This is a genomic window from Bacillus pumilus, assembly GCF_900186955.1.
In the GTDB taxonomy this organism is placed as follows: Bacteria; Bacillota; Bacilli; order Bacillales; family Bacillaceae; genus Bacillus; species Bacillus pumilus.
On the sequence record NZ_LT906438.1, the window covers coordinates 112,937 to 128,683 of the forward strand.

The window sequence follows — 15,747 nt, forward strand, 5'->3', positions numbered from 1 at the left end:
ACGAACATGTATTATGAAGTAGTTATTCCGGCTGCGGGGCAGGGGAAACGAATGAAGGCCGGCCGCAATAAGCTTTTTATTGAGCTGAAAAGAATGCCGGTCATTATTCATACACTAAAGGTGTTTGACGCTCATGCTCAATGCAAACGCATGATCCTAGCGATCAATGAGGAGGAGCGTCAAGACTTTGAAAGGCTACTCAAGGTACACGCTTTTCAAACGCCTGTTTCACTTGTCACTGGCGGTGAAGAACGTCAGCAAAGTGTATACGAAGGATTAAAGGCTGTGAAAGATGCGGACATCGTGCTTGTTCATGATGGGGCAAGGCCTTTTATTAAGCATACACAGATTGACTTGCTCGTTAAAGCAGCGATTGAAAAAGGCTCCGCAGTTGTAGCGGTACCAGTGAAAGACACAATCAAACGCGTTCAAGAAGGCAAAGTGGAACAAACCATTGAACGTCAGAGCTTGTGGGCAGTCCAGACCCCACAAGCTTTTCGTCATTCTATTTTAAAAGAGGCGCATGAATATGCAGAGCGGACCGGTTTCCTTGGAACAGACGACGCCAGTCTAGTGGAGCAATTACATGGTGAAAATGTGTATATTGTCCAAGGAGATTACACCAATATTAAGCTGACGACACCGGATGATTTATTGGTTGCCAAGGCAATTATGGATGCGGAAAGAGGGTACTAGATCATGTTGAGAATAGGACAAGGCTTTGATGTACATCAATTAACAGAGGGAAGACCTTTGATTATTGGCGGGGTCACCATCCCTTATGAAAAGGGGCTGCTTGGGCATTCAGACGCTGATGTACTGCTTCACACAGTGGCAGATGCCTGCCTAGGTGCGATTGCTGAAGGAGATATCGGCAGACATTTCCCAGACACAGATCCTGAGTTTAAGGATGCGGATTCTTTTAAATTACTGCAACATGTGTGGGCACTAGTAAAGGAAAAAGGCTACACACTTGTGAATATTGATTGCACCATCATGGCGCAAAAGCCCAAAATGGCACCTTACATTCAACCGATGTGTGAGAAGATTGCAGAAGCGCTTGAGGCAGATGTCACACAGGTGAATGTGAAAGCAACAACGACAGAGAAACTCGGATTTACAGGAAGAGGCGAAGGAATTGCCTCTCAGGCAACTGTGCTTCTTCAGAAAAAGTAAAACTCATTTTGATGAGAATGGGATTTGATGATAAAATACGTTTATAAAAAATTGGTGTCAGACAACATGATGCAGATGAAAGGAAGTTAAACTCATGGGAAATGAAGTGCGTGTTCGTTATGCACCGAGTCCAACTGGTCATTTACATATTGGGAATGCTAGAACGGCTCTTTTCAACTATTTGTTCGCACGCAGTCAAGGCGGCAAATTTATTATTCGAATCGAAGATACGGATCAAAAGCGTAATGTAGAGGGCGGAGAAGAAAGCCAGCTTCGCCACCTGCAATGGCTCGGTATTGATTGGGATGAGAGCATTGATAAAGATGGCGGCTACGGCCCTTACAGACAATCAGAGCGTAATGATATTTATAAAAAGTATTATGATGAGCTGCTAGAGAAGGACTTGGCGTATAAGTGCTATTGTACGGCTGAAGAGCTAGAGGAAGAGCGTGAAGCACAAATCGCCCGCAGTGAAATGCCTCGATATTCTGGTAAATGCAGTCATTTATCAAAAGAAGAAGAGGACAAGCTGATTGCTGAAGGAAGAGAGCCAAGCATCCGCTTCCGAGTGCCAAAAGGAGAAATTATCAAATTTGACGACATGGTCAAAGGCGATATTTCATTTGAGACAGACGGCATCGGTGACTTTGTCATTGTGAAGAAAGATGGTACGCCAACTTATAACTTCGCTGTAGCAGTGGATGATTATTTGATGAAAATGACTCACATTCTCCGTGGAGAGGATCACATTTCGAATACGCCTAAACAAATCATGATCTTCAATGCATTCGGCTGGGATGTTCCGCTATTCGGACATATGACGCTGATTGTGAACGAGAACCGCAAGAAATTAAGCAAGCGTGATGAATCCATTATTCAATTCATCGAGCAATATAAAAACTTGGGCTATTTACCAGAAGCCCTATTCAACTTCATTGCACTACTTGGATGGTCTCCAGTGGGCGAAGAAGAACTGTTTACAAAAGAGCAATTCATCGACATTTTCGATGTAAACCGACTTTCTAAGTCACCAGCTCTATTCGATATGCATAAACTAAAATGGGTGAATAACCAATACGTGAAGGCACTTGATCTTGATCAGGTTGTTGCGTTAACGCTTCCGCATCTTCAAAAGGCAGGCAAGGTAAGCGAGCAGCTGTCAGACGAAGAAAACACGTGGGTACGCAAGCTGATTGCTCTGTATCATGAACAATTAAGCTATGGAGCAGAAATTGTTGAGTTAACAGAGTTGTTCTTTAAGGAGCAAATTGAGTATAATCAAGAGGCAAAGGAAGTTCTAGCAGAGGAGCAAGTACCAGAAGTCATGGCATCTTTTGCTGGTCAGCTTGAACGACTTGAATCTTTCACACCTGATGAAATCAAGGCTGCTATTAAAGCAGTACAAAAAGAAACAGGGCATAAAGGCAAGAAACTATTCATGCCAATTCGTGTGGCTGTCACAGGACAAACGCATGGCCCAGAACTTCCGCAAAGTATTGAACTACTAGGTAAAGAAACGGTATTAAACCGCATTAAACAAATATAAGGAAATCGTTGCGAGGGAGAAGTACAATGTTTTCGTCCATCACAGAAAGAGTCTTCACCGGCTGAAAGAGACTTATGGGCAGACGTTGGAAATGCACCCTCAAGACCCTTGAGGAACACGAGTACGTTAGTATGCAAGGGCGGTACCCTCCGTTATGGGATTAAGTTGAGAAGGCTGCGAAATGAGGGCTTTCTAAACAGAGTGGAACCGCGTTTTCAAAACGTCTCTGTCATATGGCAGAGGCGTTTTTTATTTGTCCAAAAAAGAGAGCAAGTCCGAAGAGAGATTGATGGGGAAGAACGGGGGGAGCATGTGTTTTTCAAAATGCTGAAAGAAGATATTGATACTGTGTTTGATCAAGATCCTGCTGCTAGAAGCTATATTGAAGTAGTGCTAACCTATTCAGGGCTTCATGCGATTTGGGCTCATCGTATCGCGCATGCATTTTATAAGCGGAAGCTGTACTTTCTTGCGCGGATCATTTCTCAGGTCAGCCGGTTTTTCACAGGGGTTGAAATTCACCCTGCGGCAACCATTGGCAGGCGCTTCTTCATTGACCACGGTATGGGAGTGGTGATTGGGGAAACATGTGAAATTGGAGACAACGTCACTGTTTTCCAAGGCGTGACATTAGGGGGAACAGGGAAAGAAAAGGGAAAGCGGCACCCGACCATTTTAGACGATGCGCTCATTGCGACAGGTGCAAAGGTGCTTGGTTCCATTACAGTCGGAAAAGGAGCCAAGATTGGGGCGGGGTCGGTCGTGTTAAAGGACGTACCCGACCATTCCACCGTTGTCGGTATACCTGGGCGAGTCGTCGTTCAAAATGGTAAGAAAATCAATCGTGATCTCAATCATCAAGATTTGCCAGATCCAATTTCCGATCGTTTCAAAGAATTGGAACGAGAAATGGAAAAGCTAAAAGGTGAGCTGGCTTCATTGAGCAGAAAGGAAGAACAATCATGACAATCAATATTTATAATACATTGACACGTAAGAAGGAAGAATTCGTCCCGCTTGAGCCAGGAAAGGTCAAAATGTATGTGTGCGGACCAACCGTTTATAACTACATTCATATCGGGAATGCAAGGCCTGCTATTGTTTATGACACTGTACGTAAGTATTTAGAATACAGCGGCTATGATGTGAACTTTGTCTCAAACTTTACAGATGTGGATGATAAGCTCATCAAAGCAGCCAATGAACTCGGGGAAGATGTCCCGACGATTGCTGACCGCTTTATTCAAGCCTACTTTGAAGACGTCAGTGCACTAGGCTGCAAAAAAGCTGACCTTCACCCGCGAGTGACGGAAAATATGGATGATATCATTGCATTTATTGCGACATTGATTGAAAAGGGCTACGCCTATGAAGCGGATGGTGACGTGTATTACAGCACACGCTCATTTGAAGGCTACGGAAAGCTTTCTCACCAGTCGATTGATGAACTGAAGACAGGTGCCCGTATTCGTGTAGGTGAGAAGAAACGAGATGCGCTGGACTTTGCTTTATGGAAGGCTGCAAAGGATCAAGAAATCTCATGGGATAGCCCGTGGGGCGAAGGACGACCAGGCTGGCACATCGAATGCTCGGCCATGGTTAAAAAATATTTAGGTGATACAATCGATATTCATGCAGGCGGACAGGATTTAACCTTCCCTCACCATGAAAATGAAATCGCTCAATCTGAGGCTTTGACAGGCAAACCTTTTGCAAAGTATTGGATGCATAACGGATATATTAATATTGAGAATGAAAAAATGTCAAAATCACTAGGCAACTTTGTGCTTGTGCATGACATTGTGAAAGAACAGGATCCTGACGTGCTTCGCTTCTTTATGTTGTCGGTTCACTACCGTCATCCAATTAACTATTCAATGGATTTGCTAGAGAGTACAAAGAGTGCGTTTAACCGGCTTAAAACGTCGTATGCCAATTTACATCATCGCCTCGAGAGCAGCACGAATATCACAGAAGACAATGCTGAATGGCTGGCGAAGGTTGAAGAGCAGCGAGCGACATTTATTTCTGAAATGAATGATGACTTCAATACGGCAAATGCGATCTCTGTTTTATTCGAACTTGCGAAACAGGCGAATTATTATATGGAAAATGATCATACTTCGGAGGAAGTGATCAAGGCATTTATCGGCTTGTTCCAAGAAATCACGTCTGTTCTTGGATTCTCTTTAGAAGAAAAGCATACGCTCGATGAAGAAGTAGAAGCGTTAATTGAAAAACGCAATGAGGCTAGAAGAAATCGTGATTTTGCGCTATCTGATCAAATTCGTGACCAGTTAAAGAGCATGAATATTGTATTGGAGGACACTCCTCAAGGTACTCGCTGGAAAAGAGGAGAATAGGTCATGTTGAATTTTGAAAAGCTGAAAGATGGTAAACAGTTAAACGGACTTGCGCTTGCTTACATGGGTGATGCCATTTTTGAAGTCTATGTGAGGCATCACCTCCTCCAAACGGGGGCGACAAAACCAAATGAGCTGCACAAACGAGCAAGCAAAATTGTTTCAGCTAAATCTCAGGCAGCTATTTTATTTACGCTACAGCAGCAAGGCTTTTTCACTGAAGCAGAAGAAGCGGTGCTGAAAAGAGGAAGAAATGCAAAATCAGGCACAGTGCCTAAAAACACAGACGTTCAAACGTATCGTTATAGTACGGCGTTTGAAGCGCTCATGGGTTATTTATTTATTGAAAAGCAGGACGAGCGCTTAGAAGAGCTGATTAGTCAGGCGATTGAAATCGGAACGTCAGGGAGGAAGACAAATGAGTCAGCAACATGATTATGTGATTGGGAAAAATGCAGTGATTGAAACACTGAAGTCAGATCGGGAGTTATACAAGCTCTGGATGGCAGAAAACACTGTAAAAGGACAAGCCCAGCAGGTCATTGAACTCGCAAAAAAACAAAATATCACCATTCAGTATGTTCCGAGGAAAAAGCTTGATCAAATGGTAACAGGTCAGCACCAGGGAATCGTTGCACAAGTAGCAGCATATGAATATGCAGAATTGGACGATCTATATCAAATCGCTGAACAGCGGAATGAACAGCCATTTTTTCTTATCTTAGATGAAATTGAAGACCCGCATAATTTAGGTTCCATTATGCGTACAGCAGATGCTGTAGGTGCACATGGGATTGTGATTCCGAAAAGGAGAGCGGTCGGCTTAACGACAACCGTTGCCAAAGCATCCACTGGGGCGATTGAACATATTCCTGTTGCCAAAGTCACCAACCTTTCAAGAGCTCTTGATGAGATGAAAGAAAGAGGAATCTGGGTTGCGGGAACAGATGCGTCTGCCAAACAGGATTACAGACAATTTGATGGCACGATGCCGCTTGCTCTCGTGATTGGCAGTGAAGGAAAAGGGATTGGCCGATTGATCAAAGAAAAGTGTGATTTTCTGATTAAGCTGCCTATGGCCGGAAAGGTCACTTCGTTAAACGCGTCAGTTGCCGCTAGTCTATTGATGTATGAAGTGTATCGAAAACGTTATCCGTTAGGAGAATAGAGATGGACATCCTCTTAGTCGATGGATACAACATGATAGGTGCTTGGCCACGGCTGCAGCACTTAAAGGAAAACAGCTTTGAAGAAGCCAGAGACATACTGATTCAAAATTTAGCAGAATATCAAGCATACACAGGGTATCGAGTCATTGTTGTATTCGATGCCCATATGGTCAAAGGAATCGAAAAAAAGCGGATCAATCACCGAGTAGAGGTCATCTTTACGAGAGAGAATGAAACAGCTGATGAGCGGATTGAAAAGCTTGCCCAGGATTTGAATAATATTCGGACGCAGATTCATGTGGCGACCTCAGACTTTACAGAACAATGGGCAATCTTTGGACAAGGAGCTCTTCGAAAGTCGGCTCGAGAGCTTTTAAGAGAGATTGAAGTGATCGAACGAAAGATTGAAACGAGAGTCAAAAAGATTACTTCTGATAAACCAGCATCCAAGATTGAATTGTCAGAAGATGTATTGAAAACGTTTGAAAAATGGCGGCGTGGGAATCTAGAATAGCTTGACGATATTTCAACCATTAATGTATAATATTTCTATCTAGGTGCGGTCGGGGGGATCGAAGTGAATCTAAACAACAGCAAGGATAAATCCATCAGAGAGCAATTTTGCCAGTTGGAAGATGAACAAGTCATTGAAAGGGTTCATGTCGGAGATAGTGATGCGCTAGATTACTTAATAACGAAATACCGCAATTTTGTACGTGCAAAAGCAAGATCTTATTTCTTGATTGGAGCGGATCGAGAGGACATTGTCCAAGAGGGGATGATCGGACTTTATAAGTCTATCCGCGATTTCAGAGAGGACAAGCTTACTTCATTTAAGGCTTTTGCAGAATTATGTATTACCCGCCAAATTATCACCGCAATTAAAACAGCTACTCGCCAAAAACATATCCCGTTAAATTCCTATGTATCATTAGATAAGCCAATATATGATGAAGAATCAGACAGAACATTATTGGACGTCATTTCCGGTGCTAAAGCGCTTAACCCAGAAGATTTAATCATTAGCAAAGAAGAATTTGATGATATCGAAATGAAGATGGGTGAACTACTAAGCGAGCTGGAAAGAAAGGTTCTTGTGCTTTACCTTGATGGCAGATCCTATCAAGAGATTTCTGAAGATTTAAACCGTCATGTGAAATCAATTGATAACGCACTCCAAAGAGTAAAGAGAAAATTAGAGAAATATTTAGAGCTTCGCGAGATTAGTCTCTAATCAAACCTATATTGACAGCTTTTTCGACACTGTGATAAGGTACTAAGGAAATGATGTCGAGAAAATAGGTGTAAATATGAGGAAAAAGATTACTCTAGCCTGTAAAGACTGCGGAAGCCGCAATTATACGACAATGAAAAGTGATGCTTCAGCAGCTGAAAGATTAGAAGTTAAGAAATATTGCAAGACTTGTAATTCACATAAAACACATTTAGAAACGAAGTAAGATTTGCGTTCTTTAATCTGTGGAGGTCTTTTACAATGCGTATTATCAGTTTCTTAAAAAGTGTCGGGAAAGAAATGAAGAAGGTCAGCTGGCCAAAGAAAAACGAAATGATTCGTTACACAATCACTGTTATTTTAACAGTCGTATTCTTTGCAATCTTTTTCTCTTTTCTTGATATAGGAATCTCACAATTAATCGAATTAATTCATTAATACTTGAATAATGGTCTGCTGAACGTGCTATAATAGATCATAATATGACTTGCCAAAAAACCCGTTTTACGGGTTTTTTCAATTGCTTGAAAATATTTACCGGTACTCGAGATTCGTCAAATAGACATTACGAAATGTGGGGAGGGAAGGACTAAATAGTCCTGAACGAAATGGAAAAGAATTGGTATGTTGTGCATACGTACTCTGGCTATGAAAACAAAGTAAAAGCGAACTTGGAAAAGCGTGTTGAATCAATGGGCATGCAAGATAAGATCTTCCGCGTTGTTGTACCAGAAGAAGAAGAAACAGATATTAAAAATGGTAAGAAAAAAGTTGTCAAAAAGAAAGTATTCCCTGGCTATGTCCTAGTGGAAATCGTGATGACTGACGACTCTTGGTATGTTGTTCGTAATACACCAGGTGTCACAGGATTCGTTGGATCAGCTGGATCAGGCTCAAAGCCGACAGCGCTTTTGCCAGGCGAAGCTGAAACCATTCTGAAGAGAATGGGTCTTGAAGAACGCAAAACAGAAATCGACTTTGAATTGAAAGAAACAGTCAAGGTCATCGACGGACCATTTGCGAACTTCACAGGCTCTATCGAAGAGATTGATTACGATAAAAGCAAAGTCAAAGTATTCGTTAATATGTTTGGTAGAGAAACACCCGTGGAACTTGAGTTCACGCAGATCGATAAATTGTAATTCAAAAGAGCTTGAAATGAGTGTATAGAAGTGGTAATATAGCAAAGGTACGTCTTGAGTTCGCTCAAGATCGCTAGCTAGTTATTTCGTCATTCATATAAAGAATGAAGTTGTTGAGTGGGAGGGGGATTCCCCTATTACCACATCACGGACTTTAAGGAGGTGTGTCTCGTGGCTAAAAAAGTAGTTAAAGTTGTTAAATTGCAAATTCCTGCTGGAAAAGCTAACCCAGCTCCACCAGTTGGACCTGCACTAGGTCAAGCCGGTGTTAATATCATGGGATTCTGTAAGGAGTTTAATGCTCGTACAGCTGACCAAGCTGGTCTTATCATTCCTGTTGAAATTTCGGTTTTTGAAGACCGTTCATTTACATTTATTACTAAAACTCCACCTGCTGCAGTTTTACTTAAAAAAGCAGCTGGTATTGAGTCTGGTTCTGGTGAACCTAACCGTAATAAAGTGGCAACTGTTAAGCGTGATAAAGTACGCGAAATCGCGGAAACAAAAATGCCTGACTTAAACGCTGCTAGCGTTGAATCAGCTATGCGCATGGTTGAAGGTACTGCACGCAGTATGGGTATTGTCATCGAAGATTAATTTATTGTCTTGTTGGGTTGCGAGTTTGGTTTTGACAAGTTCGCAACCCTTATTCGTGGGAGGTTATTCCGCTAAAACCACATAAGGAGGATTTTTATAATGGCTAAAAAAGGTAAAAAGTATGTAGAAGCTGCTAAGCTAATCGAACGTACTAAAGCGTATGATGTAGCTGAAGCTGTTTCTCTTACAAAAAAAGCAAATACAGCGAAATTTGATGCGACTGTAGAAGTTGCTTTTCGTTTGGGCGTAGACCCTCGTAAAAACGACCAACAAATCCGCGGTGCAGTTGTACTTCCTAACGGAACTGGTAAAACTCAACGCGTTCTTGTGTTCGCTAAAGGCGAAAAAGCAAAAGAAGCAGAAGCTGCTGGAGCAGACTACGTTGGAGATTCTGATTACATCACTAAAATCCAACAAGGCTGGTTCGATTTCGATGTAATCGTTGCAACACCTGACATGATGGGTGAAGTTGGTAAGATCGGTCGTGTACTTGGACCAAAAGGTCTTATGCCAAACCCTAAAACAGGAACTGTTACATTTGAAGTAGAAAAAGCAATCAATGAAATCAAAGCTGGTAAAGTAGAATACCGCGTTGATAAAGCTGGTAACATCCACGCGCCAATCGGAAAGGTTTCTTTCGAGGACGAAAAGCTTGTTGAGAACTTTGCAACAATCTATGACACAATCCTTAAAGCAAAACCTGCAGCGGCTAAAGGTGTATACGTGAAAAACGTTTCTGTTACATCTACTATGGGCCCTGGTGTGAAAGTGGATCCATCTTCTTTCTCTGCAAAATAAATCTTGACTTATCACAATCATTTTGATAATATCAAAATGTTGTAAAATAGAATATGTCCATTTATACCGTAGACAGCAGGGGCCTTATGGCTTAATTAACCCGCCGAGGTGTATATGTCACAGTCTTACGTTAACGTATGCTTGTATATACAGCCTCCATGTCTTAATGGAGGCTTTTTATATGGAGAACCGTTCGTTAGGAACGTGATGGCCTGATCGGTATAAGTGTTACACAAACAATGTACAGGAGGTGTAACCATGAGCAATGCAATCGATACAAAAAAAGTTGTCGTTGATGAAATTACTTCTAAATTTAAAGACAGTATGTCTACTGTAATTGTAGATTACCGCGGTCTTTCAGTTTCTGAAGTGACTGAACTTCGTAAACAGCTTCGTGACGCTGGCGTAGAATTCAAAGTTTACAAAAACACTTTGACTCGCCGTGCAGTTGAACAAGTTGAACTAACAGGTTTAAACGATTTCTTAACAGGTCCAAACGCTATCGCATTCAGTAACGAAGATGTTATCGCACCTGCGAAAATCATCAACGAATTTGCGAAAAGCCACGAAGCTTTAGAAATCAAAGCTGGTGTCATCGAAGGAAACGTAGCGACTGTAGAAGAAGTGAAGGCTCTTGCGGAACTTCCGTCTCGCGAAGGCTTACTATCTATGTTGCTTAGCGTTCTTCAAGCTCCAGTTCGTAACCTTGCTCTTGCTACTAAAGCAGTTGCAGATCAAAAAGAAGAACAAGGCGCTTAATGCGTACTTAACGTAAAAAACTTAAAATGGAGGAATTACAAATGGCTTTAAATATCGAAGAAATCATTGCTTCAGTTAAAGAAGCAACTGTACTTGAGTTAAACGACTTAGTAAAAGCAATCGAAGAAGAATTTGGCGTAACTGCTGCTGCTCCTGTAGCTGTAGCTGCAGCTGGTGGTGCCGCTGCTGAAGAGAAAACTGATTTTGATCTAGTACTTGCTGGTGCTGGAGACCAAAAAATCAAAGTTATCAAAGTGGTTCGTGAAATCACTGGTCTTGGCTTGAAAGAAGCTAAAGAACTTGTTGACAACACTCCAAAACCACTTAAAGAAGGTATTGCTAAAGAAGAAGCTGAAGAACTTAAAGCTAAGCTTGAAGAAGTTGGCGCTTCTGTAGAAGTTAAGTAATCTTCGCCTAATCTTTTGGGAAAGCTCGCTTTTACTGGCGGGCTTTTTCTTTTCTATTCTCCTGAAACGATTGAATCCAGAGGAGGTCCATTCACCATGAGTGACCACTATTATACGGAAAAGCCATCAGTGAAAAGCAATAAACAGACATGGGACTTCACCTTGAGAAACCGTACCTTTACTTTTACAAGTGACAGTGGAGTGTTTTCTAAGAAAGAAGTCGACTTTGGTTCAAGGCTTTTAATTGAAGCTTTTGAAGAACCTGATGTGGATGGCGATATCTTAGATGTCGGTTGCGGTTATGGACCGATTGGCTTATCGTTAGCAAACGAAATGACGAGCCGCACCATTCATATGATTGATGTGAACGAAAGAGCAGTCGAACTTTCAAAGGAAAACGCTAAACATAATCGCGTTGATAATGTCCGCATCTATCAAAGTGATTTGTTCTCGAATGTTCATTCATCAGCTGCTTTTGCCTCTATACTGACCAATCCCCCAATACGGGCAGGGAAGAAAGTTGTACATGCGATCTTTGAAAAAAGTGCTGATCATTTATTGCCGGAAGGTGAGTTGTGGGTGGTTATTCAGAAAAAGCAGGGCGGACCATCTGCGATTGAGAAATTAGAACAGCTCTTTGGAGAAGTCGAAGTTGTATTGAAAAAAAAGGGCTACTATATTATCAAAGCTAAAAAAGTTTGACGCAGTTTCCTAGCTGTGTTAACATTATAAAATGCCAATGTGTATATTTTGCTTAATAGGCTTAAAAAACAACTGTTTTGTATAAATTATGCATATTTGGGAAAACTAATAAAATCGGTATTTGTTTTTGGATGTGGTTTTCTTATTTTAGAAACCCTTTTTTCTTTTGTCTTGTAAAAGTATTTCTTTACTGACATTTGAAAGGCTGAAATACTTTTTACACATATAATACGCATGATTTGAGGGGTGAATCAGTTGACAGGTCAACTAGTTCAGTATGGACGACACCGCCAGCGCAGAAGCTACGCACGCATAAGCGAAGTGTTAGAATTACCAAATCTCATTGAAATTCAAACCTCTTCTTATCAGTGGTTTCTTGATGAGGGTCTTAGAGAGATGTTTCAAGATATATCCCCAATTGAGGATTTTACTGGTAACCTTTCTCTTGAATTCATTGATTACAGCCTAGGGGATCCTAAGTATCCTGTAGCAGAATCAAAAGAACGTGATGTAACTTACTCTGCTCCACTAAGAGTAAAAGTTCGTTTAATTAACAAAGAAACTGGAGAAGTAAAAGACCAAGATGTGTTCATGGGTGATTTCCCAATCATGACAGACACAGGTACTTTTATCATTAACGGTGCGGAACGTGTAATCGTTTCTCAGTTAGTACGTTCTCCAAGTGTATATTTCAGTGGTAAAGTAGACAAAAACGGTAAAAAAGGTTTTACTGCGACTGTCATTCCAAACCGTGGCGCATGGTTAGAATACGAAACTGATGCGAAGGATGTAGTCTATGTACGCATCGATCGCACACGTAAGTTGCCGGTTACGGTTCTTTTGCGTGCTCTCGGCTTCAGCTCTGATCAAGAGATTCTTGACCTCATTGGCGAGAATGAATACTTACGCAACACGCTGGAAAAAGACAATACAGAGAATGCGGATAAAGCACTTCTCGAAATCTACGAGCGCCTCCGTCCTGGAGAGCCGCCAACTGTTGAAAATGCGAAAAGCCTGCTAGACTCTCGCTTCTTCGATCCGAAGAGATATGACCTAGCAAATGTTGGACGCTACAAGATTAATAAAAAGCTTCATATTAAAAATAGACTGTTCAATCAAAAATTGGCTGAAACGTTAGTTGACCCTGAAACAGGTGAAATTCTAGCAGAAAAAGGTCAAATTTTAGACAGAAGAGTTCTTGATAAAGTTCTTCCATACTTAGAAAACGGCATCGGATTTAGAAAGCTTTATCCAAATGGTGGCGTAGTAGAAGATGAAGTAGAACTTCAATCTATTAAGATTTATGCACCGTCTGATCAAGAAGGCGAGCAAGTGATCAACGTGATCGGTAATGCATACGTAGAGGAAGCTGTGAAAAACATCACGCCTTCTGACATCATTGCATCGATCAGTTACTTCTTCAACCTTCTTCATGGTGTAGGTGACACAGATGATATCGATCACCTTGGTAACCGTCGCCTGCGTTCTGTAGGTGAGCTTCTGCAAAACCAATTCCGTATTGGTTTAAGCAGAATGGAGCGTGTTGTTCGTGAAAGAATGTCGATTCAAGACACAAACACGATCACACCTCAGCAACTGATCAACATCCGTCCTGTGATCGCTTCTATCAAAGAGTTCTTTGGTAGCTCTCAGCTTTCTCAGTTCATGGATCAAACAAACCCGCTTGCTGAATTGACGCACAAACGTCGTCTGTCAGCGCTTGGGCCTGGTGGTTTGACACGTGAGCGTGCAGGAATGGAAGTTCGTGACGTTCACTACTCTCACTATGGTCGTATGTGTCCGATTGAAACACCAGAGGGTCCAAACATTGGTTTGATCAACTCTCTATCTTCATTTGCAAAAGTGAATCGTTTCGGCTTTATTGAAACACCTTACCGCCGGGTTGATCCTGAAACAGGTAAAGTGACACCAAGAATCGATTACTTAACTGCGGATGAAGAGGATAACTACGTAGTAGCACAAGCGAACGCTATATTAGGTGAAGATGGTTCGTTTATCGATGATAATATCATTGCTCGTTTCAGAGGAGAAAACACCGTTGTTCCTCGAAACCGCGTTGACTACATGGACGTTTCGCCAAAGCAGGTTGTTTCTGCAGCGACAGCATGTATCCCATTCCTAGAAAACGATGACTCTAACCGTGCTCTAATGGGAGCAAACATGCAACGTCAGGCTGTGCCTTTGATGCAGCCGGAATCACCGATTGTTGGTACAGGTATGGAGTATGTATCAGGTAAAGACTCTGGTGCTGCTGTCATCTGCCGTTACCCAGGTGTTGTAGAACGTGTTGAAGCTAAAAATATTTGGGTTCGCCGCTATGAAGATGTCGACGGACAACAAGTCAAAGGAAACCTAGACAAATACAGCTTGCTGAAATTTGTCCGCTCTAACCAAGGGACTTGCTACAACCAGCGTCCAATCGTAAGTGTTGGAGATGAAGTCGTAAAAGGAGAAATCCTTGCAGACGGTCCTTCAATGGAAAAAGGTGAATTGGCTCTAGGACGTAACGTCATGGTCGGCTTCATGACTTGGGACGGTTATAACTACGAGGATGCGATCATCATGAGTGAGCGCCTTGTAAAAGATGACGTCTACACGTCTATTCATATTGAAGAATATGAATCAGAAGCTCGTGATACAAAGCTTGGACCGGAAGAAATCACTCGTGATATTCCAAACGTTGGGGAAGATGCTTTACGCAACCTTGACGAGCGTGGAATCATCCGTATCGGTGCAGAAGTAAAAGACGGAGACCTTCTTGTAGGGAAAGTAACGCCTAAAGGTGTAACAGAACTAACAGCTGAAGAACGTCTATTACATGCAATCTTCGGTGAAAAGGCTCGTGAAGTACGTGATACATCTCTACGTGTTCCACACGGCGGCGGCGGAATTATCCACGATGTCAAAGTCTTTAACCGTGAAGATGGAGATGAATTACCTCCAGGTGTTAACCAATTAGTCCGCGTATACATCGTTCAGAAGCGTAAAATTTCTGAAGGTGACAAAATGGCTGGACGACATGGTAACAAAGGGGTTATCTCTAAAATCCTTCCAGAAGAAGATATGCCGTATCTTCCAGATGGAACACCGATTGATATCATGTTAAACCCTCTAGGGGTACCATCTCGTATGAACATCGGTCAGGTACTTGAGCTTCATATGGGTATGGCTGCACGTTACCTTGGCATCCACATTGCGTCACCAGTATTTGATGGTGCGCGTGAGGAAGATGTTTGGGAAACGCTTGAAGAAGCAGGTATGTCCCGTGATGCGAAAACAGTCCTTTATGACGGTCGAACTGGTGAACCATTCGATAACCGTGTATCAGTCGGAATCATGTACATGATCAAACTGGCTCACATGGTTGACGACAAACTTCACGCTCGTTCAACTGGACCATACTCACTTGTTACGCAGCAGCCACTTGGCGGTAAAGCACAGTTTGGTGGTCAGCGTTTCGGAGAGATGGAAGTATGGGCACTTGAAGCTTACGGTGCAGCATACACACTTCAAGAGATCTTAACAGTTAAATCGGATGACGTTGTGGGTCGTGTGAAAACATACGAAGCCATCGTCAAAGGGGATAACGTCCCTGAACCAGGTGTCCCTGAATCATTCAAAGTGTTAATTAAAGAACTTCAAAGTTTAGGTATGGATGTCAAAATCCTATCTGGCGATGAAGAAGAGATAGAAATGAGAGATTTAGAAGACGATGAGGAAACGAAGAAAGCAGACGGATTAGCGTTATCTAATGACGAAGATGCTGCAGATCTCGCACCTGTCGATCTTGAACGTGACGCAGTCACAAAAGAATAGCAGAAACGATTAGAGCA

The 15,747-nt window shown here is 42.1% G+C and carries 18 protein-coding genes and 2 other annotated features; all 18 genes read left to right on the forward strand.

Annotation, left to right across the window (positions count from 1 at the left end; all coding sequences use genetic code 11):
• Nucleotides 1-6 precede the first annotated feature (6 nt).
• The 18 genes from ispD (at nt 7) to rpoB (ending at nt 15,730) form a co-directional block, all read left to right on the forward strand.
• On the forward strand, nt 7-696 hold the full coding sequence (gene ispD / locus CKW02_RS00605) for a 2-C-methyl-D-erythritol 4-phosphate cytidylyltransferase (RefSeq protein WP_003217158.1): 690 nt from the start codon (nt 7-9) through the stop codon (nt 694-696).
• A 3-nt stretch (nt 697-699) separates the two neighbouring features.
• Nucleotides 700-1,176: a 2-C-methyl-D-erythritol 2,4-cyclodiphosphate synthase gene (ispF, locus tag CKW02_RS00610; RefSeq protein ID WP_003216928.1), complete on the forward strand. Its 477-nt coding sequence runs from the start codon at nt 700-702 to the stop codon at nt 1,174-1,176.
• A gap of 94 nt (nt 1,177-1,270) precedes the next feature.
• Nucleotides 1,271-2,722 carry a glutamate--tRNA ligase gene (gene gltX, locus CKW02_RS00615; RefSeq protein WP_003217162.1) on the forward strand — a complete coding sequence of 484 codons (1,452 nt, stop codon included), beginning with the start codon at nt 1,271-1,273 and terminating at the stop codon, nt 2,720-2,722.
• Nucleotides 2,722-2,953: a binding site (T-box leader), on the forward strand. It overlaps the preceding gene by 1 nt.
• A gap of 81 nt (nt 2,954-3,034) precedes the next feature.
• Nucleotides 3,035-3,688: a serine O-acetyltransferase gene (cysE, locus tag CKW02_RS00620; RefSeq protein WP_012008691.1), complete on the forward strand. Its 654-nt coding sequence runs from the start codon at nt 3,035-3,037 to the stop codon at nt 3,686-3,688.
• On the forward strand, nt 3,685-5,085 hold the full coding sequence (cysS, locus tag CKW02_RS00625) for a cysteine--tRNA ligase (RefSeq protein ID WP_003217177.1): 1,401 nt from the start codon (nt 3,685-3,687) through the stop codon (nt 5,083-5,085). The genes cysE and cysS overlap by 4 nt, the downstream gene beginning before the upstream one ends.
• Before the next feature lie 3 nt (nt 5,086-5,088).
• On the forward strand, nt 5,089-5,520 hold the full coding sequence (locus CKW02_RS00630) for a Mini-ribonuclease 3 (RefSeq protein WP_003217007.1): 432 nt from the start codon (nt 5,089-5,091) through the stop codon (nt 5,518-5,520).
• The gene (rlmB, locus tag CKW02_RS00635; protein WP_003217141.1) at nt 5,504-6,253 is read left to right on the forward strand and encodes a 23S rRNA (guanosine(2251)-2'-O)-methyltransferase RlmB; all 750 of its coding nucleotides are present in this window, start codon (nt 5,504-5,506) and stop codon (nt 6,251-6,253) included. The genes CKW02_RS00630 and rlmB overlap by 17 nt, the downstream gene beginning before the upstream one ends.
• Before the next feature lie 2 nt (nt 6,254-6,255).
• Entirely contained in the window at nt 6,256-6,768 is a 513-nt protein-coding gene (rae1, locus tag CKW02_RS00640; RefSeq protein WP_003216949.1) for a ribosome-dependent mRNA decay endonuclease Rae1/YacP, read from the forward strand.
• A gap of 63 nt (nt 6,769-6,831) precedes the next feature.
• Entirely contained in the window at nt 6,832-7,488 is a 657-nt protein-coding gene (sigH, locus tag CKW02_RS00645; protein WP_003217132.1) for an RNA polymerase sporulation sigma factor SigH, read from the forward strand.
• A 76-nt stretch (nt 7,489-7,564) separates the two neighbouring features.
• Nucleotides 7,565-7,714: a 50S ribosomal protein L33 gene (gene rpmG, locus CKW02_RS00650; protein WP_012008694.1), complete on the forward strand. Its 150-nt coding sequence runs from the start codon at nt 7,565-7,567 to the stop codon at nt 7,712-7,714.
• Between the two features lie 35 nt (nt 7,715-7,749).
• On the forward strand, nt 7,750-7,926 hold the full coding sequence (gene secE / locus CKW02_RS00655) for a preprotein translocase subunit SecE (protein ID WP_003216942.1): 177 nt from the start codon (nt 7,750-7,752) through the stop codon (nt 7,924-7,926).
• A 170-nt stretch (nt 7,927-8,096) separates the two neighbouring features.
• Nucleotides 8,097-8,630, forward strand: coding sequence for a transcription termination/antitermination protein NusG (gene nusG, locus CKW02_RS00660; RefSeq protein WP_003217197.1), 534 nt, complete (start codon nt 8,097-8,099; stop codon nt 8,628-8,630).
• A 171-nt stretch (nt 8,631-8,801) separates the two neighbouring features.
• On the forward strand, nt 8,802-9,227 hold the full coding sequence (gene rplK, locus CKW02_RS00665; RefSeq protein WP_003216956.1) for a 50S ribosomal protein L11: 426 nt from the start codon (nt 8,802-8,804) through the stop codon (nt 9,225-9,227).
• A 99-nt stretch (nt 9,228-9,326) separates the two neighbouring features.
• On the forward strand, nt 9,327-10,025 hold the full coding sequence (rplA, locus tag CKW02_RS00670; RefSeq protein ID WP_003217271.1) for a 50S ribosomal protein L1: 699 nt from the start codon (nt 9,327-9,329) through the stop codon (nt 10,023-10,025).
• A 48-nt stretch (nt 10,026-10,073) separates the two neighbouring features.
• Nucleotides 10,074-10,214: a sequence feature (ribosomal protein L10 leader region), on the forward strand.
• 69 nt (nt 10,215-10,283) lie between these two features.
• Nucleotides 10,284-10,784, forward strand: a complete 501-nt coding sequence (gene rplJ / locus CKW02_RS00675; RefSeq protein ID WP_003217048.1) for a 50S ribosomal protein L10 — start codon at nt 10,284-10,286, stop codon at nt 10,782-10,784.
• Between the two features lie 41 nt (nt 10,785-10,825).
• Complete coding sequence (rplL, locus tag CKW02_RS00680) at nt 10,826-11,191, forward strand: 50S ribosomal protein L7/L12 (RefSeq protein WP_003216952.1); 366 nt, start codon at nt 10,826-10,828, stop codon at nt 11,189-11,191.
• Nucleotides 11,192-11,287: 96 nt separating this feature from the next.
• Nucleotides 11,288-11,893, forward strand: coding sequence for a class I SAM-dependent methyltransferase (locus CKW02_RS00685; protein ID WP_034620762.1), 606 nt, complete (start codon nt 11,288-11,290; stop codon nt 11,891-11,893).
• Nucleotides 11,894-12,148: 255 nt separating this feature from the next.
• The gene (gene rpoB, locus CKW02_RS00690) at nt 12,149-15,730 is read left to right on the forward strand and encodes a DNA-directed RNA polymerase subunit beta (protein ID WP_003217223.1); all 3,582 of its coding nucleotides are present in this window, start codon (nt 12,149-12,151) and stop codon (nt 15,728-15,730) included.
• Nucleotides 15,731-15,747: the final 17 nt, after the last annotated feature.